This is a genomic window from Streptomyces sp. B3I8, from assembly GCF_030816915.1.
Classification (GTDB): domain Bacteria; phylum Actinomycetota; class Actinomycetes; order Streptomycetales; family Streptomycetaceae; genus Streptomyces.
Window position 1 is genome coordinate 3,927,080 of sequence record NZ_JAUSYN010000002.1, and the last position, 16,866, is coordinate 3,943,945.

15 protein-coding genes and 1 pseudogene are annotated in these 16,866 nt (G+C 73.1%); 11 read left to right on the forward strand and 5 right to left on the reverse strand.

From position 1 onward, the window contains the following. Positions 1-20 precede the first annotated feature (20 nt). The 4 genes from QFZ64_RS19590 to QFZ64_RS19605 form a co-directional block, all read right to left on the reverse strand. Positions 21-1,061, reverse strand: coding sequence for an SAM-dependent methyltransferase (locus tag QFZ64_RS19590; RefSeq protein ID WP_307067513.1), 1,041 nt, complete (start codon positions 1,059-1,061; stop codon positions 21-23). A 76-nt stretch (positions 1,062-1,137) separates the two neighbouring features. Next, positions 1,138-1,797 carry an AAA family ATPase gene (locus tag QFZ64_RS19595; protein WP_307067517.1) on the reverse strand — a complete coding sequence of 220 codons (660 nt, stop codon included), beginning with the start codon at positions 1,795-1,797 and terminating at the stop codon, positions 1,138-1,140. A 140-nt stretch (positions 1,798-1,937) separates the two neighbouring features. Beyond that, positions 1,938-2,609, reverse strand: coding sequence for a response regulator transcription factor (locus tag QFZ64_RS19600; protein WP_307067520.1), 672 nt, complete (start codon positions 2,607-2,609; stop codon positions 1,938-1,940). 157 nt (positions 2,610-2,766) lie between these two features. Continuing rightward, a complete protein-coding gene (locus QFZ64_RS19605) occupies positions 2,767-3,972 on the reverse strand; it encodes a sensor histidine kinase (protein WP_307067522.1) in 1,206 nt (401 codons plus the stop codon). Positions 3,973-4,187: 215 nt separating this feature from the next. Between QFZ64_RS19605 and QFZ64_RS19610 the strand changes: the two are divergent. The 10 genes and pseudogenes from QFZ64_RS19610 to QFZ64_RS19655 form a co-directional block, all read left to right on the forward strand. Continuing rightward, positions 4,188-5,174, forward strand: a pseudogene (locus QFZ64_RS19610) (Rossmann-like and DUF2520 domain-containing protein); the annotation flags it as partial. Between the two features lie 185 nt (positions 5,175-5,359). Further along, the gene (gene panC, locus QFZ64_RS19615; protein ID WP_307067526.1) at positions 5,360-6,463 is read left to right on the forward strand and encodes a pantoate--beta-alanine ligase; all 1,104 of its coding nucleotides are present in this window, start codon (positions 5,360-5,362) and stop codon (positions 6,461-6,463) included. After that, positions 6,460-8,256, forward strand: coding sequence for an L-aspartate oxidase (locus QFZ64_RS19620; protein WP_307067528.1), 1,797 nt, complete (start codon positions 6,460-6,462; stop codon positions 8,254-8,256). Before panC ends, QFZ64_RS19620 begins: the two co-directional genes overlap by 4 nt. Next, positions 8,253-9,299, forward strand: a complete 1,047-nt coding sequence (nadC, locus tag QFZ64_RS19625) for a carboxylating nicotinate-nucleotide diphosphorylase (protein WP_307067530.1) — start codon at positions 8,253-8,255, stop codon at positions 9,297-9,299. The genes QFZ64_RS19620 and nadC overlap by 4 nt, the downstream gene beginning before the upstream one ends. Positions 9,300-9,319: 20 nt before the next feature. Continuing rightward, positions 9,320-10,117 carry a type III pantothenate kinase gene (locus QFZ64_RS19630; RefSeq protein ID WP_307067532.1) on the forward strand — a complete coding sequence of 266 codons (798 nt, stop codon included), beginning with the start codon at positions 9,320-9,322 and terminating at the stop codon, positions 10,115-10,117. Between the two features lie 130 nt (positions 10,118-10,247). Next, entirely contained in the window at positions 10,248-10,922 is a 675-nt protein-coding gene (locus tag QFZ64_RS19635; protein ID WP_307067534.1) for a hypothetical protein, read from the forward strand. Between the two features lie 46 nt (positions 10,923-10,968). After that, positions 10,969-11,148: a hypothetical protein gene (locus tag QFZ64_RS19640; protein ID WP_307067536.1), complete on the forward strand. Its 180-nt coding sequence runs from the start codon at positions 10,969-10,971 to the stop codon at positions 11,146-11,148. A gap of 181 nt (positions 11,149-11,329) precedes the next feature. After that, positions 11,330-11,800 (forward strand): BlaI/MecI/CopY family transcriptional regulator, encoded by a 471-nt coding sequence (locus tag QFZ64_RS19645; protein WP_373430759.1) that lies wholly within the window; start codon positions 11,330-11,332, stop codon positions 11,798-11,800. A 9-nt stretch (positions 11,801-11,809) separates the two neighbouring features. Continuing rightward, positions 11,810-12,352, forward strand: coding sequence for an amino-acid N-acetyltransferase (locus QFZ64_RS19650; protein ID WP_307067540.1), 543 nt, complete (start codon positions 11,810-11,812; stop codon positions 12,350-12,352). Positions 12,353-12,626: 274 nt separating this feature from the next. Continuing rightward, positions 12,627-12,965, forward strand: a complete 339-nt coding sequence (locus QFZ64_RS19655) for an Lsr2 family protein (protein WP_307067542.1) — start codon at positions 12,627-12,629, stop codon at positions 12,963-12,965. Here QFZ64_RS19655 and QFZ64_RS19660 read toward each other — a convergent pair. Beyond that, complete coding sequence (locus QFZ64_RS19660; RefSeq protein WP_307067544.1) at positions 12,944-13,603, reverse strand: SCO3374 family protein; 660 nt, start codon at positions 13,601-13,603, stop codon at positions 12,944-12,946. The two genes, QFZ64_RS19655 and QFZ64_RS19660, sit on opposite strands and share 22 nt — an antisense overlap. Positions 13,604-14,033: 430 nt before the next feature. Here QFZ64_RS19660 and QFZ64_RS19665 point away from each other — a divergent pair, with 430 nt between their 5' ends. Beyond that, on the forward strand, positions 14,034-16,559 hold the full coding sequence (locus tag QFZ64_RS19665) for an ATP-dependent Clp protease ATP-binding subunit (RefSeq protein ID WP_307067546.1): 2,526 nt from the start codon (positions 14,034-14,036) through the stop codon (positions 16,557-16,559). The last annotated feature ends 307 nt before the right edge of the window (positions 16,560-16,866 follow it).

Consider the following 16,866-nt stretch of genomic DNA (forward strand, 5'->3'; position numbering starts at 1 on the left):
GCGTCCGGCAGCGCGGGCCCCTACAGGGGCACGTCCGCGAGACCGACCGGCTGGAGCAGCCACCCGAAGTCGCCGAGGCCGCCCGGGGCGGTCAGTTCGGCGGCCTCACCGGCCGACGCCAGGGCCCGTACGTAGCGGGCCGGGTCGGTGGTGGCGAGGGCGAGCGGCGGCCGGGCGCCGGCGACGCCCAGGGCGCGCAGGGCGTCCCGCTGGGTCAGCAGCCGGGCGCCGGGGCCCGCGCAGGCGTCCAGCGCGACATGGGCGGTGAGGTCGTGGAGCCCGTCCGGCACGGGGCGCGTCTCGCGGCCCTCCCGGAAACCGGTGAGGGTTCCGAAGGGCGGGCGGGTCTCCCTGGTGTGCGCGTAGTCGACGGCGACGGCCAGACCCCGGGCGAGCGAACCGACGGCGGCCGCCCAGGCGGTGTCCCGGGGCAGCCCTATCTCGGCGCGAAGGCCGGTGTGCGGGGCGTCGCCCGACGGCCCCGGGAGGGGCCACCACCGCTCCAGCCAGTCCGCATCCGGTCCCGTGACGGGCCCGCCGAGCCGTTCGGTGCCGTCCCGCCGGACGAGGACCCGGCGCCGTACGCCCGCCGCGTCGGCCTCGGCCACGTCCACGGGCACGTTGTCGAGCCACTCGTTGGCGAACAGCAGCCCGGTGACGCCTCCGGGCGGCGCGGCCAGCCACTCGACGCGGGGGTCGAGCCCTTCGGGCCGGCCGGCGACCTCCACGGCGTACGCGCGCGTCCGGGAGGCGAGTTCCCCGGGGAGCGCGGCGAGCACCCCGGCGGCCAGCTCGCCGCGGCCGGCCGCCATGTCGACGAAGGCGAGCTCGGCGGGCCGGTCCAGCGCCGCGTCGAGCCGGGCGAGCAGCCGGGCCACGGCGGCCGCGTAGCGCGGCGAGGCGTGCACGGACGTACGGAAGTGCCCGGCGGGCCCCTCGGGCCCCTGACACCGGTAGAAGCCCGCCGGCCCGTACAGGGCCTCCTGGGCCGCTTCCCGCCACCCGCGCCACTCGGGCCCGGCCCCTCGGCCGTCCTGCTCGTCCGCCGCTTCGTCGCTCACGTGCCCAGGCTATGCGCGGGCTGCGGCGCGCTCGCGCGACCGTACAGGCGCGGTACGCGCGACCGTACGGGACGGGTCAGTCGAGGCGGACGTGCGGGAGGCCGACCCGCACCTGGCGCACCCGGGTGCGCAGCCGGCCCTCGTTGTTCGGGCGGAGCGTCAGGCCGGCCAGGACGGCGATGCGGTCGGCGGTCTTCGGCACGGTCGAGTGGTCCGTCCACAGGTGCTCGGCGAACTCCGGCTCGGACAGCCGTTCGAGGCAGTGGTCGAGCCGCCGGACCGCCCGGCTCTCCCGGTGCGGCCCGCCGCCCCGGCCGGTGGCGCGCCTCAGCAACTGACCGGGGCCGCGCTCGCGCAGCCTCCGAGTTACGGTCTCGCGCTCGGCGAGGAGCGAGAAGTGCCGTACGTCGTGGCCGAGTTCGCGCAGCCGGCCGACGGTCTCGGTGAAGTACCCCGGGTCGGTGACCGTCATGGGGACGATCACCACGCCGGCGTGTCCGGTGAGCACGACGTCGAGGACCTCCACGACGCCCTGCCGCCACGACACCAGATCCTGGAAGTCGTCGATGAGCCGCTTCCCGCCGCGGTCGTCCCGCAGCTCGCGCGGCAGCATGCGGAGCAGCCCGAAACCGGCGTGCTCGGGGTCGCAGACGACACTGCCGGGCAGCCGCCGCCGTATCTCGTACGCGGTCTGTGTCTTGCCGCCCCCGAAGGGCCCGTTGATCCACAGAAGCATGCGCAGACCCTAGTGGTACGACGCCGGGCGGACGGCCACGTTCGGCCGAACCGTGACCCGGACCCCCGGGAGAACGGTCAGCCGTCAGCCGTCAGCCGTCAGCCGTCAGCCGTCAGCCGTCAGCCGTCAGCCGTCAGCCGTCAGCCGTTGCCGCCCGCGCGGACCAGGCCCGTCTCGTACGCGAGGACCACGACCTGCACGCGGTCCCGCAGCCCCAGCTTGGTGAGTATGCGGCCCACGTGCGTCTTCACCGTGGCCTCGGACAGCACCAGCCGGGCCGCGATCTCGCCGTTCGACAGGCCCTGGGCGACCAGCACCATCACCTCGCGTTCGCGCTCGGTGAGCCGTTCCAGGCCCTCGTGGCGGGGCCGGGCGGTCGTCTCCGGCAGCATCGGCGCGAACCGGTCGAGCAGCCGGCGCGTGGTGGAGGGGGCCACCACCGCGTCCCCGCTGTGCACGGAGCGGATCGCGGTGAGCAGTTCGCCCGGCGGGACGTCCTTGAGCATGAAGCCGGAGGCGCCCGCCTTCAGCCCGGAGAACGCGTACTCGTCCAGGTCGAACGTGGTGAGGATGAGGACCTTGGGCGGGTCGGCCTGGGCGCAGATCCGGCGGGTGGCCTCCACGCCGTCCAGCTTCGGCATGCGGACGTCCATCAGGACGACGTCGACCGCGGTGGCGCGCAGCGCCTGCAACGCCGCGACGCCGTCGCCCGCCTCCGCGACGACCTCCATGTCCGGCTGGGCGGCGAGCACCATGCGGAAGCCGGTGCGCAGCAGCTCCTGGTCGTCGACGAGCATCACGCGGATCGGCATGGTGGTGTCCTCACCCCTGTCCTGACGGTGGTCCGACGCGTTGAGGTCTTACGCGTCGAGGTCTGGCGCACTGCAGTCTGGCGTATCGGAGTCCGACGCATCGCGGCCTGGCGGATTGTCGGACTGCCGAAGGGGCCCTGGCTGAAACATGCACGTGTCAGTGGGCCGGTTTGAGCGGTAGCAGGGCGCTGATGCGGAACCCGCCACCCGGGCGCGGGCCCGCGTCGAGCGTTCCGCCGACCATACCGACCCGCTCGCGCATGCCGATCAGTCCGTGCCCCTGTCCGTCGAAGCCGCCCTCCTCGTACAGCTCGTGCGGGGCGCCCTTGCCGTCGTCCTCGATGAGCAGGCCGAGGCCGTCGTCGAAGTAGACCAGGCGCACGCTGGCGCCCGTGTTGGGTCCGCCGTGCTTGCGCGTGTTGGTGAGCGCCTCCTGCACGATCCGGTACGCCGTCAGTTCGACGCCGCTGGGCAGCGGGCGCGGGGTGCCCTCGACCTTGAAGTCGACGGGCAGTCCGGAGGAGCGGCACTGCTCGATCAGCTCGTCTATCTGTTCGACATCCGGTTGCGGCACGTACTCACCGCCCTCCACGTGCTCGCCGGTGCGCAGCACGCCCAGCAGGCGGCGCATCTCGGCGAGGGCCTGGCGGCCGGTGGAGGAGATCGTCTCCAGTGCGTTCTTCGCCTGGTCGGGCGCCGCGTCCAGGACGTACGCGGCGCCGTCGGCCTGCACGACCATCACGGAGACGTTGTGCGCGACGACGTCGTGCAGCTCGCGGGCGATGCGGGCGCGCTCGGCGGCGACCGCGACCTTGGCCTGCGCCTCGCGCTCCTTCTCCAGGCGGGCGGCGCGCTCCTCCAGCTGCGCGAAGTACGCCCGGCGGGTGCGCAGGGAGTCGCCGAGCACCCAGGCGAGGGCGAACGGCACGGTCAGGAAGACGACGAGGGCCACGTGACCCAGCGCGCTCGTGTGCGGCTCCGGCCAGCGGATCTCCCCGACGGCGGCCGCGCACAGCCCGAGGGACAGGGCGAACCGGGAGGCCCAGCGGGCGCCGTTCGCGGCCACCGTGTAGACGATCACCAGCATGGCGAAGTCGGCGGCCGTCGGCTCCACGTCCAGCACCAGCTGGGCCAGGCCGACGGCCGTGGTGAGCAGCAGCATCCGCTCCGCCGTACGGCGGCGCAGGGCCACGACGAGGCACAGGACGGCGGACAGGGCGAGCGCCTCGGCGTAACCGCCGTGGTGTCCCTGGAGCCGGGAGGTGCTCTCCACGCTCGCACCGGCCAGGCCGAAGAGAACGACGGCCCAGAAGCTGTCGACCCATGTCGGGTGCCGGCGGAGAAAATCGTAGAGGCGTTGCACGTAACCCAGCGTAGGGAACCGTGCGGTATGCGGGAGTCAACCGGAGGGTCGATCCGTGAGCCCGGCACGTACTCCCCAAGGTGGACACGGCTGTGCCCCAGGGATCGCAGAGGGGCCCGCGGGGTCGGCGGCGCGGCCCCCGGACCGGGGATCGCGTTAGCATGACGAGAAATCGTCCGGTACCCCTCGCGGACTGGAACGGGAAGGCCACTCGCGTGAGTACAGTCCAGCAGCCAGACCCACGGGACCGCCCCGCCCGGCTCACCGTCGGTGTCGTCGGCACCGGCCGCGTGGGCCCGGCCCTCGCCGCCTCGCTCCAACTCGCCGGTCACCGCCCGGTGGCCGCGTCCGGCGTCTCCGACGCCTCCCGCCGCCGGGCCGAGGCCCTGCTGCCCGGCGTCCCCCTCGTCGCCCCGGAGGAGGTCCTCCGGCGTGCCGAGCTGGTCCTGCTCACGGTGCCCGACGACGTCCTGCCCCCGCTGGTGGCGGGCCTCGCCGAGACCGGCGCCGTCCGCCCCGGGCAACTCCTGGTGCACACCTCCGGCCGCTACGGCACGAAGGTGCTGGACCCCGCCCTGCGGGCCGGCGCGCTCCCGCTCGCCCTGCACCCGGCGATGACCTTCACCGGCACCCCCGTGGACGTGCAGCGGCTGGCCGGCTGCTCCTTCGGCGTCACCGCGCCCGAGGAGCTGCGACTGGCCGCCGAGGCCCTGGTGATCGAGATGGGCGGTGAGCCCGAGTGGATCGCCGAGGACAGCCGCCCCCTCTACCACGCGGCCCTCGCCCTCGGCGCCAACCACCTGGTCACCCTCGTCGCCCAGTCGATGGAAGTGCTGCGCACCGCGGGTGTCGCGGCGCCCGACCGGATGCTCGGCCCCCTGCTCGGCGCGGCCCTCGACAACGCCCTGCGCTCCGGTGACGCGGCCCTGACCGGCCCCGTCGCGCGTGGGGACGCGGGCACGGTCGCCGCCCATGTCGCCGAGTTGCGCCGGCACGCCCCGGCGGCCGTCCCGGGTTACCTCGCGATGGCCCGCACCACCGCCGACCGGGCGCTGGCCCACGGCCTGCTCAGGCCGGAACCGGCCGAGGCCCTGCTGGAGGTGCTCGCGGGGGCGACGGACGTGCCGGGGACGGCGGACCTTCCAGGGCCTACGGACCTCCCGGGGGCGACGGGGAACGGCGGCGGTCCGGGGGAGTCGAAGACCCCCGGGCACCCGGAGATCCGCGAGCACCCCGAGCCCCCCGAGGGTCCTGACGACCCTCGGAGCCCGGACCACCCCGACCACCGCGAACACCCCGAACACCTCGAGCACCTCGAGCACCCCGAGAATCCCGAGCACCCCGAGAATCCCGAGCACCCCGAGCACCCCGGAGAGGGGGACCCCCGATGAGCCCCCGCACCAGCCACGGCGGCCGGAACCCCGGGCAGGGCTTCGCCGTCGCCCCGACCCTCGCCGACCTCGAACGTCTGCGCGCCGAGCGCACGGCGTCCGGCAGCACCGCCGGCGCCCGCCCCACCGGCGTCGTCATGACCATGGGCGCCCTCCACGAAGGGCACGCCACCCTCATCAGGGCCGCCCGCGCCCACGTCGGCGACGAGGGTCTCGTCGTGGTCACCGTCTTCGTCAACCCGCTGCAGTTCGGCGCGGGCGAGGACCTCGACCGCTACCCGCGCACCCTGGACGCCGACCTGTCCGTCGCCGAGGCGGCCGGCGCGGACCTCGTGTTCGCGCCCTCCGCGGAGGAGGTCTACCCCGGCGGCGAGCCGCAGGTACGGCTGAGCGCCGGTCCCATGGGCGGGCGCCTGGAGGGTGCCGTACGCCCCGGGCACTTCGACGGCATGCTCACCGTCGTCGCCAAGCTGCTCCACCTCACCCGCCCCGACGTGGCGTTCTACGGGCAGAAGGACGCCCAGCAACTCGCCCTGATCCGCCGCATGGCGCGCGACCTGAACTTCGGCGTGGAGATCGTCGGCGTGCCCACCGTGCGCGAGGCGGACGGGCTGGCGCTGTCCAGCCGGAACCGCTACCTGTCCGCCGCCGAGCGGCGCACCGCGCTCGCGCTGTCGCGCGCCCTGTTCGCGGGCCGCGACCGGCACGCCGCGCAGGAGGCGCTGCGTGCGCGGGCGCGCGAGGTGCCCGCCACGCCGGCGCGCGCGCAGGCGCTCGACGCCCTGGGCGAGTCCCGGGCCGCCGCCGACGCGCACGCCGTCGCCCGCGCGACCCCCTGCGGCCCGTCCGCCGTGCGCGCCGCCGCCCGCGCCGTCCTGGACGAGGCGGCCCGCCTGGACCCGCCGCTCGTCCTGGACTACCTGGCCCTCGTCGACCCCTCCGACTTCACCGAGGTGCCGGACGACTTCACCGGCGAGGCCGTCCTCGCCGTCGCCGCCCGGGTCGGCGCCACCCGGCTGATCGACAACCTCCCCCTCACCTTCCAGGCCCCCGCCCCCGGAGCGCCCGGCACCCCCGACAACCGCGGAGCGGCCTCGTGACCAGCACAGGCACAAGCAGCAGCACAGGCAACAGCACAGGCATACGACTGCACGCGCCCTCCCCCGGCTGGTCCCTCACCGCGGACGTGGTGGTCGTCGGCTCCGGCGTCGCCGGTCTGACCGCGGCCCTGCGCTGCGAGGCCGCCGGTCTGGACACCGTCGTCGTCACCAAGGCGCGGCTCGACGACGGCTCCACCCGCTGGGCGCAGGGCGGCATCGCCGCGGCCCTCGGCGAGGGCGACACCCCCGAGCAGCATCTTGAGGACACCCTGGTCGCCGGCGCCGGGCTGTGCGACGAGGAGGCGGTCCGGATCCTCGTCACCGAGGGCCCGGACGCCGTACGGCGGCTGATCGGGACCGGGGCGCACTTCGACGAGTCCGAGCGCGGCGGCCTGGCGCTGACCCGCGAGGGCGGCCACCATCGCCGCCGCATCGCGCACGCGGGCGGCGACGCCACCGGCGCCGAGATCTCCCGGGCGCTGGTCGAGGCCGTGCGCGCACGCGGGCTGCGCACGGTCGAGAACGCACTCGTACTCGACCTCCTCACCGACGCCGAGGGCCGCACCGCCGGTGTCACCCTGCACGTGATGGGGGAGGGCCAGCACGACGGCGTCGGCGCCGTCCACGCGCCCGCGGTGGTCCTCGCCACCGGCGGCATGGGCCAGGTCTTCTCGGCCACCACCAACCCGTCCGTGTCGACGGGCGACGGCGTCGCCCTCGCGCTCCGTGCGGGCGCCGAGGTCTCCGACCTGGAGTTCGTCCAGTTCCACCCGACCGTGCTGTTCCTCGGCGCGGGCGCGGAGGGCCAGCAGCCGCTGGTCTCGGAGGCGGTGCGCGGCGAGGGTGCCCACCTGGTCGACGCCGGCGGCACGCGCTTCATGGTGGGTCAGCACGAGCTGGCCGAACTGGCGCCCCGGGACATCGTCGCCAAGGGCATCACACGGCGGATGCAGGAACAGGGCGCCGAACACATGTTCCTGGACGCCCGGCACTTCGGCGCGGACATGTGGGAGCGCCGCTTCCCCACCATCCTCGCCGCCTGCCGCGCCCACGGCATCGACCCGGTCACCGAGCCGATCCCGGTCGCCCCGGCCGCCCACTACGCTTCCGGTGGCGTGCGCACCGACCGCCACGGCCGGACCACCGTGCCCGGCCTGTACGCGTGCGGGGAGGTCGCGTGCACCGGCGTGCACGGCGCGAACCGGCTCGCCTCGAACTCCCTCCTGGAGGGCCTCGTCTACGCCGAGCGGATCGCCGCCGACATCGCGGCGGGCCGGGCCGCCGAGGGCGCGGACGGGCCCCTCACGCGCGTGCCCGTCCCCGCTCCCGCGCCGGAGCCCGGACGTCCCGGGCACCCGCTGCTGCCGCCCGAGGCCCGCCTCGCCCTCCAGCGGATCATGACCGAGGGCGCGGGCGTGCTGCGCTCCGCCGCCTCCCTGCGCGCGGCCGCCGAACGGCTCGAACGGCTGCGGACCGGTGCCCTGGCCGCGTTCGACGAGCACGGCAAGACGGCCGAGCCCGGCGTCGACACCTGGGAGGCCACCAACCTGCTGTGCGTGGCCCGCGCCCTGGTCGCCGCCGCGCTGCTGCGCGAGGAGACCCGCGGCTGCCACTGGCGCGAGGACCACGCCGAGCGCGACGACGACGCCTGGCGGCGCCATGTCGTCGTCACCCTGACCCCCGGCCGCACCCTCGCGATCCGCACCACCGACACCGCGGACTTCCCGCCGACCCTGGGCCCCGCCCGGGCGGCCGCCGGGAGCCCCGTGACCACCGAGCCCCAGGAGCAGTGACCGACGTGAGCGACACCCCCGAGACCCCCGGCACCCCCGACCTCCTCCCCCTCGTCGGTGACGGGGGTGACAGCGGCGGCTGCGGCGCCGGCTGCGCGTGCGGCGCCGGTGGTGCGCACGGCGACCACGACGACCACGACTACGCCGAGTGCGGGCTCGACCCCGCGCTCGCCCAGCTCCTGACCGACGCCGGGCTCGACCCCGTCGAGGTCGAGGACCTGGCAGGCGTCGCCATCATGGAGGACCTCGACGGCGGCGTGGACGTCACCACGGTGGCGACCATCCCCGAGGACGACCGCGCCACCGGTGACTTCACCGCCCGTGAGGACGGCGTCGTGGCCGGGCTGCGCGTAGCCGAGGCCGTCCTGTCCGTCGTCTGCACCGACGAGTTCGAGGTCGAACGGCACGTCGAGGACGGCGACCGCGTGACGGCCGGGCAGAAGCTGCTCACCGTCACCACCCGCACCCGCGACCTGCTGACGGCCGAGCGCAGCGCGCTCAACCTGCTGTGCCGGATGTCGGGCATCGCGAGCGCCACGCGCGCGTGGGCGGACGCGCTGGAGGGTACGAAGACCCGCGTGCGCGACACCCGCAAGACCACGCCGGGGCTGCGGTCCCTGGAGAAGTTCGCCGTCCGCTGCGGCGGCGGCGTCAACCACCGGATGTCCCTGTCGGACGCGGCCCTGGTGAAGGACAACCACGTGGTCGCCGCGGGCGGCGTCGCCCAGGCGTTCCGGGCGGTGCGCGAGACGTTCCCCGAGGTGCCGATCGAGGTCGAGGTCGACACCCTGCACCAGCTCCGCGAGGTCGTGGACGCGGGCGCGGACCTCATCCTGCTGGACAACTTCACCCCCGACGAGTGCGCGGAGGCGGTCGCCCTCGTCCACGGACGCGCCCTCCTGGAGGCGTCCGGCCGGCTCACCCTGGGCAGCGCCAAGGCGTACGCGGAGACCGGCGTGGACTTCCTCGCGGTCGGCGCCCTCACACACTCCTCGCCCATCCTCGACATCGGCCTCGACCTGCGCGCGGCGGAAACGGAATAAGGGAACAGGTTTTCGACGCCATGCTGCTGACCATCGACGTGGGCAACACGCACACCGTGCTCGGACTGTTCGACGGCGAAGAGATCGTCGAACACTGGCGCATCTCCACGGACGCGCGCCGCACCGCCGACGAACTCGCCGTCCTCCTCCATGGCCTGATGGGCATGCACCCGCTGCTCGGCGACGACCTGGGTGACGGCATCGACGGCATCGCCATCTGCGCCACCGTGCCGTCGGTCCTGCACGAGCTGCGCGAGGTGACCCGCCGCTACTACGGCGACGTCCCCGCCGTCCTCGTCGAACCGGGCGTCAAGACGGGCGTGCCGATCCTCATGGACAACCCCAAGGAGGTCGGTGCCGACCGCATCATCAACGCGGTCGCGGCCGTGGAGCTGTACGGCGGACCGGCGATCGTCGTCGACTTCGGCACGGCGACGACGTTCGACGCGGTGTCCGCGCGCGGGGAGTACGTGGGCGGCGTGATCGCCCCGGGCATCGAGATCTCGGTGGAGGCGCTGGGCGTGCGCGGCGCGCAGCTCCGCAAGATCGAGCTGGCCCGGCCGCGGGCGGTGATCGGCAAGAACACGGTGGAGGCGATGCAGGCGGGCATCGTCTTCGGTTTCGCCGGCCAGGTCGACGGCGTCGTCAACCGCATGGCCCGCGAACTGGCCGACGACCCGGACGACGTGACCGTCATCGCGACGGGGGGCCTCGCCCCGATGGTCCTGGGCGAGGCGGCCGAGATCGACGCCCACGAGCCCTGGCTGACCCTGATCGGCCTCCGCCTGGTCCACGCCCGCAACACACCGCGGGTGTGACGGGGCCCGCCTTCCCCGCGCAGCGCCATTGCGCGGGGTCGTGCGGGCACTCCGGCCGTGGCACGGTGCCACGGCACGCCAGACACCTCCCTTCTGCCCGTTTTGTCCGATGAGCGCGTACCGTCACCTCATGCCCACGCCACACGGTCACCGCGGCATGGCGTTCGGCGCGGAGGAGCTGCGCGTTCTCCGCCGCGTCCTGGCCCTCGCCCTCCACTCCCGTCCCGTTCCCGCCGAGGACCGGCACGGCTGCCGTCGCCTCGCCGCGTCCCTCGACGAGGCGACCCGGGAGGCCGCCCGGCAGCACGCCTTCCTCCTCGCCGACCTCGCCCGCCACCGCGCCGCCCTCCCCGCCACGGCCGCCGCCTACCTGGACCTCCTCCGGGACGCCCTCCGCGCCGGCCACCGTCCCTGCCGCGACGACCTCGCCGCGCTCGGCGCCCTGAGCGGCAATCCCACCGCCGCCGCGCTCCTGGCCCGCTGCCGGTTCCCCGCCGCCCGCGCCTCCGGGGACGGCCCCGGCCCCGCGGAACGCCCGGCCCCCGACGAACCTACCCCCGCCGCACCCGCCCCGGACGAGCCGGCCCCGGACGAGCCTGCCCCCGCCGAGCCGGCCCCCGACAAGCCCGGCCCCGTCCGGACACCCCCGCCTCCATCCCCACCCCCGCCGCCCGGCCCGGCCCGCGGTCCGGGGAGGGCCACTCGCCCGCGGCGCCCGGTCCCCACCCCGGGCGAGGTCTTCCCCCCGAAGCGCAGGCCCGCCCCGCCCCCCTCGGGGCGGCGCACGCCGGCCCTCGTGGGCTGACCGCACCCGGCCCGGCCCGCGAGAGCCCCGGGGCTACTCTGGATCCATGGACTACCTCTCCGCGCTCGTGCCGCCCATCGTGATGGCGGCTCTCTTCGTCGGTGTGATCGTCACGATGGTCAAGAGCCAGGGCGGCGCCAACAAGTACAAGGAGGACGCGGCCGTCGACGCCGCGCTCGCGCGCGCCGAGAACGCGCCGCCCGCCAAGAACGCCGACGGCGCCTGACCCGCCCGCGCGGTGACCGCCCGGACACGGGTGGGTCACCTCCTCCGCGTCCTCGTCCTGGGGCGTACGACTCGAATCTCACCCTTTCGAGTCGTACGCCCTTTTTGTCACGCTTTTTACGGAAAGCCCCACTAGGGTTCGGCGTGTGCCTCGTCCCTTGGGAGAACTCGAAGACGCCGTCATGACGCGGGTGTGGCAGTGGAACCGCCCGGTGACCGTCCGGGAAGTCCTGGAAGATCTCCAGCGGGAACGGTCCATCGCCTACACCACGGTGATGACCGTTTTGGACAATCTCCATCAGAAGGGCTGGGTGCGCCGTGAGGCGGAAGGCCGGGCCTATCGATATGAGGCGGTCTCCACCCGCGCCGCCTACGCCGCCGCCCTGATGAACGACGCGTGGTCGCAGAGCGACAACCCGGCGGCCGCCCTGGTCGCGTTCTTCGGGATGATGAGCGAGGAACAGCGGCAGGCCCTCCAGGACGCCGTCCGCATCGCCCAGGGACCGCGGACCCGGGAATCCGAATCGCGGTCCCCTTCCGAAACAGCGGATTCGCCGGCGTCCGATCGGAGCTCGCGGGAGAGCGTCCATGAGGATCCGGAGGAGAGCGCGGACGAGAGCCCCGGCGCCGGGCGTCCGGACGGCGGGCGATAACGTCCGTTCATGCCAGCGAAGAGCCCAGGAAGCCCCGAAGGGGCTGTTAAAGCCGTCACCGTCCGCCGGGCGAGGACCAGTGATGTCCCGGCGGTGCGCCGACTCCTCGACTCCTACGTGCGACGCGGCATCCTGCTCGACAAAGCGACCGTCACCCTTTACGAGGACATCCAGGAGTTCTGGGTCGCGGAACGCGACGACAACGCCGAGGTCGTCGGCTGCGGCGCACTGCACGTGATGTGGGAAGACCTCGCGGAAGTCCGTACGCTCGCGGTCGGCCCGCAGGCCCGCGGCCTCGGTGTGGGCCATCAGTTGCTGGAGAAGTTGCTGCAGACCGCGCGCTGGCTCGGTGTGCGCCGCGTTTTCTGTCTGACCTTCGAGGTCGAGTTCTTCGGCAGGCACGGCTTCGTCGAGATCGGCGAGACACCAGTGGACTCGGATGTCTACGCGGAGCTGTCACGCTCCTATGACGAGGGTGTCGCGGAGTTCCTCGGTCTCGAACGAGTGAAACCGAACACCTTGGGCAACAGTCGGATGCTTCTGCATCTGTGATCGCTCTCCGGGTTCTACCGGTCACTCGCTTCCGCACCCGCACACAGTTCCGTGCGGCGCAGGCGCCCTATGTCCGATACGCGTGCGTTTCCGGTGCTACCCGGAGGCGGCGGCGTTCCCTTGCCCGGCCCCGGTTCCTGCCCAAGGGTTTGTGTTTTTCCTTCAAAAGCGGTTTGCTTTCCGACGTAGTGCAGTACTGCATATAACAGGGGTGCGAAACAGCGGCCGGCGCCGCCGGCCCCCGGCCCCATAGTTTTCGATGAAAGGAAATACAGTGGCGCAGAAGGTTCAGGTCCTTCTTGTCGACGACCTCGACGGCGGTGAGGCGGACGAGACAGTGACGTTCGCGCTGGACGGCAAGACCTACGAGATCGACCTCACGACCGCCAATGCGGACAAACTCCGTGGCCTTCTCGACGCCTACGTCAAGGGCGGCCGCCGCACCGGAGGCCGTGCCTCGGGCGGACGCGGAAAGGCGCGCGCCGCGGCGTCCGGCGGCAGCCAGGACACCGCGCAGATCCGCGCCTGGGCGAAGGAGAACGGCTACGAGGTCAACGACCGCGGCCGCGTCCCGGCGACGATCCGCGAGGCCTACGAGAAGGCCAACGGCTGAGCGGCGGCGCGCCGCAGCCGGACGCGGTGGCATTCCGTGGCCACCGTCTCCACCAGCCGTACGAGGTCGGGGGCGCCCCCACCGCCCCCCAGGGCCGACAGCGTCGGCAGCGACGACTCCACCTCGCGTCCCGGTACGGGGGGCCGCAACCAGACGGCGGCCCCCTGCGAACCGACGGCGGCCGGGGTGGAGACCGGGGCGGCAGTCGGGGCGGAATCCGGTGTCGGTGCCGTGATGTCGCCGCCCGCGCCCAGCGCACGCAGGTCCAGGGGCAGCGAGCCCCACTCCAGCCACTCCAGCAGCCCCGGCAGCTCCTCCGCGCTGCCCGCGGCCACCAGCAGCCGCACCCGGTCCCCGTGCAGCGCCACCGGGGACGCGGGGCCCAGCCGCCGCAGGGCCGCCGCGCCCACCCCGCGCGGGACGTCCAGGACGTCGAACCGCAGCCCCGTGACGAGCCGCACCGGCGGCCCCGGTGCCGTGGCCCAGCCCAGCTCGTTCTCGTACCACCGGCGCACCGCTTCGTCCGCGGCGCCCGCATCGCCCGTGGCGCCCGCGTCGCCCGTGGCGCCCGCGGAGCGCTCCTCTGCCGGTGGCCGGCGGGGGAGCGGAAGGGGGGCCGGGGCGGCGGTGGGGGCCATGCCCGGAGCAACAGCCGACCGGCGCCGCGGGTTACGCTCGGTGTCGTCGCGCACACGTTCCGTGCCGCTCCGGGCGTCCTTTCGGGTCGAGGTGCCGCGCAAGGTTGTTCGCCCGTAGCGGAGGGAATCGGTGTCCGCGGCATGGACTGTCAGTACCTGCGGGTAAGACATGCCTAGTGGGAGGGGGCGACGCGCGGAATGGGCCGCCCCACGTTCGCCATCGGCGTACTGGAGAGTGGGGTAAGTGCCTGGCCTGCGGGAACATCGTCTCGCACCATCGGGTTGTGGCAGATGTCGGCGTTCGGGGTCAGGAGGCCATCGACGGTGTCGGCAGTTGGAATGAGCGGTCCCCGCTTGCGGGACTAAGCTGCGGAAGGACAGGGAGGGGACAGCCCCCTTACTGCCTGACCGCTCTGAGGAGCGATTAACGATGTTCGAGAGGTTCACCGACCGCGCGCGGCGGGTTGTCGTCCTGGCTCAGGAAGAAGCCCGGATGCTCAACCACAACTACATCGGCACCGAGCACATCCTCCTGGGCCTGATCCACGAGGGTGAGGGTGTCGCCGCCAAGGCCCTTGAGAGCCTCGGGATTTCGCTCGAGGCGGTCCGCCAGCAGGTGGAGGAGATCATCGGGCAGGGCCAGCAGGCCCCGTCGGGTCACATTCCCTTCACCCCCCGTGCCAAGAAGGTCCTGGAGCTGTCGCTCCGCGAGGCCCTTCAGCTGGGCCACAACTACATCGGCACGGAGCACATCCTGCTCGGCCTGATCCGTGAGGGCGAGGGCGTCGCCGCCCAGGTCCTGGTCAAGCTGGGCGCAGATCTCAACCGTGTCCGCCAGCAGGTCATCCAGCTGCTGTCGGGCTACCAGGGCAAGGAGACCGCCACCGCCGGCGGCCCTGCCGAGGGCACGCCCTCGACGTCCCTGGTCCTCGACCAGTTCGGCCGGAACCTCACCCAGGCCGCCCGCGAATCCAAGCTCGACCCGGTCATCGGGCGCGAGAAGGAGATCGAGCGGGTCATGCAGGTGCTGTCCCGCCGCACCAAGAACAACCCGGTGCTCATCGGTGAGCCCGGCGTCGGCAAGACCGCCGTCGTCGAGGGCCTCGCGCAGGCCATCGTCAAGGGGGAGGTGCCCGAGACCCTCAAGGACAAGCACCTCTACACCCTGGACCTCGGCGCCCTGGTCGCCGGCTCCCGCTACCGCGGTGACTTCGAGGAGCGCCTGAAGAAGGTCCTCAAGGAGATCCGCACCCGCGGCGACATCATCCTGTTCATCGACGAGCTGCACACACTGGTCGGTGCGGGTGCCGCCGAGGGCGCGATCGACGCGGCCTCCATCCTCAAGCCGATGCTGGCCCGCGGGGAACTGCAGACCATCGGTGCGACGACGCTGGACGAGTACCGCAAGCACCTGGAGAAGGACGCGGCCCTCGAGCGCCGCTTCCAGCCCATCCAGGTCGCCGAGCCGTCCCTGCCGCACACGATCGAGATCCTCAAGGGCCTGCGCGACCGCTACGAGGCGCACCACCGCGTCTCCATCACGGACGAGGCCCTGGTCCAGGCCGCCACCCTGGCCGACCGCTACATCTCGGACCGCTTCCTGCCGGACAAGGCGATCGACCTGATCGACGAGGCGGGCTCCCGGATGCGCATCCGCCGGATGACCGCGCCGCCGGACCTCCGCGAGTTCGACGAGAAGATCGCCGGCGTCCGCCGCGACAAGGAGTCCGCGATCGACTCGCAGGACTTCGAGAAGGCCGCCTCCCTGCGCGACAAGGAGAAGCAGCTCCTGGCCGCCAAGACCAAGCGGGAGAAGGAGTGGAAGGCCGGCGACATGGACGTCGTCGCCGAGGTCGACGGCGACCTGATCGCCGAGGTCCTCGCCACGGCCACCGGCATCCCGGTCTTCAAGCTCACGGAGGAGGAGTCCTCGCGCCTGCTGCGCATGGAGGACGAGCTCCACAAGCGGGTCATCGGCCAGAAGGACGCCGTCAAGGCGCTCTCCAAGGCGATCCGCCGAACCCGTGCCGGCCTGAAGGACCCCAAGCGTCCCGGCGGCTCGTTCATCTTCGCCGGCCCGTCCGGTGTCGGTAAGACCGAGCTGTCCAAGGCGCTCGCCGAGTTCCTCTTCGGTGACGAGGACGCGCTGATCTCCCTCGACATGTCGGAATTCAGTGAGAAGCACACGGTCTCGCGCCTCTTCGGTTCGCCCCCCGGCTACGTGGGCTACGAGGAGGGCGGCCAGCTCACCGAGAAGGTGCGCCGCAAGCCGTTCTCGGTCGTCCTCTTCGACGAGGTCGAGAAGGCCCACCCGGACATCTTCAACTCGCTGCTGCAGATCCTGGAGGACGGTCGCCTGACCGACTCCCAGGGCCGGGTCGTGGACTTCAAGAACACGGTCATCATCATGACGACCAACCTCGGCACCCGGGACATCTCCAAGGGCTTCAACCTCGGCTTCGCGGCCCAGGGCGACACGAAGTCCAACTACGAGCGGATGAAGAACAAGGTCTCGGACGAGCTCAAGCAGCACTTCCGGCCCGAGTTCCTCAACCGTGTCGACGACGTCGTCGTCTTCCCGCAGCTGACCCAGCAGGACATCCTCGCGATCGTCGACCTGATGATCGACAAGGTGGACGAGCGCCTGAAGGACCGGGACATGGGCCTCGAGCTCTCCCAGTCCGCGAAGGAGCTGCTGTCCAAGAAGGGCTACGACCCCGTGCTGGGCGCCCGGCCGCTGCGCCGGACGATCCAGCGGGAGGTCGAGGACACGCTGTCCGAGAAGATCCTCTTCGGCGAGCTGCGGCCCGGCCACATCGTGGTCGTGGACACGGAGGGCGAGGGCGACACCGCGACCTTCACCTTCCGCGGCGAGGAGAAGGCGGCGCTGCCCGACGCCCCGCCCATCGAGCAGGCAGCCGGCGGCGCCGGCCCGAACCTGAGCAAGGAGGCGTAGCCCTCCGGGCTACGACCGTCTGAGCGGCACAGGGGGCTGCCCCGGGACTTCGGTCCCGGGGCAGCCCCTTTTCGCATGCCCCATGGCACGCGCGACGGTGTACGGCACGCGCGACGGTGTACGGCGCGCTCCGAGGCGGACGGAGGGCGCCCTGAGGCATACCCCTCACTCTGAGGCGGTGCGCTCGGCGGTGTACGGCGCGCTCCGGCCGGGTGGCGTGTGCCGGCCAGGTGGCACGCCCTGGACTCGGGCGCCCCGCCCAGGGCGTACACCGAGCTTTGGGGCGCGCACCGCGGGCTGTGTCGTA

Bases quoted from the DNA above. Each gene is read 5' to 3' on its own strand.
- QFZ64_RS19650 (WP_307067540.1), top strand. From the start codon at position 11,810: ATGCCAGCGAAGAGCCCAGGAAGCCCCGAAGGGGCTGTTAAAGCCGTC.
- QFZ64_RS19600 (WP_307067520.1), bottom strand. From the start codon at position 2,609: ATGCCGATCCGCGTGATGCTCGTCGACGACCAGGAGCTGCTGCGCACC.
- QFZ64_RS19660 (WP_307067544.1), bottom strand. From the start codon at position 13,603: ATGGCCCCCACCGCCGCCCCGGCCCCCCTTCCGCTCCCCCGCCGGCCA.
- QFZ64_RS19635 (WP_307067534.1), top strand. From the start codon at position 10,248: ATGCCCACGCCACACGGTCACCGCGGCATGGCGTTCGGCGCGGAGGAG.
- panC (WP_307067526.1), top strand. From the start codon at position 5,360: ATGAGCCCCCGCACCAGCCACGGCGGCCGGAACCCCGGGCAGGGCTTC.
- QFZ64_RS19630 (WP_307067532.1), top strand. From the start codon at position 9,320: ATGCTGCTGACCATCGACGTGGGCAACACGCACACCGTGCTCGGACTG.
- QFZ64_RS19595 (WP_307067517.1), bottom strand. From the start codon at position 1,797: ATGCTTCTGTGGATCAACGGGCCCTTCGGGGGCGGCAAGACACAGACC.
- QFZ64_RS19645 (WP_373430759.1), top strand. From the start codon at position 11,330: ATGACGCGGGTGTGGCAGTGGAACCGCCCGGTGACCGTCCGGGAAGTC.
- QFZ64_RS19665 (WP_307067546.1), top strand. From the start codon at position 14,034: ATGTTCGAGAGGTTCACCGACCGCGCGCGGCGGGTTGTCGTCCTGGCT.
- QFZ64_RS19640 (WP_307067536.1), top strand. From the start codon at position 10,969: ATGGACTACCTCTCCGCGCTCGTGCCGCCCATCGTGATGGCGGCTCTC.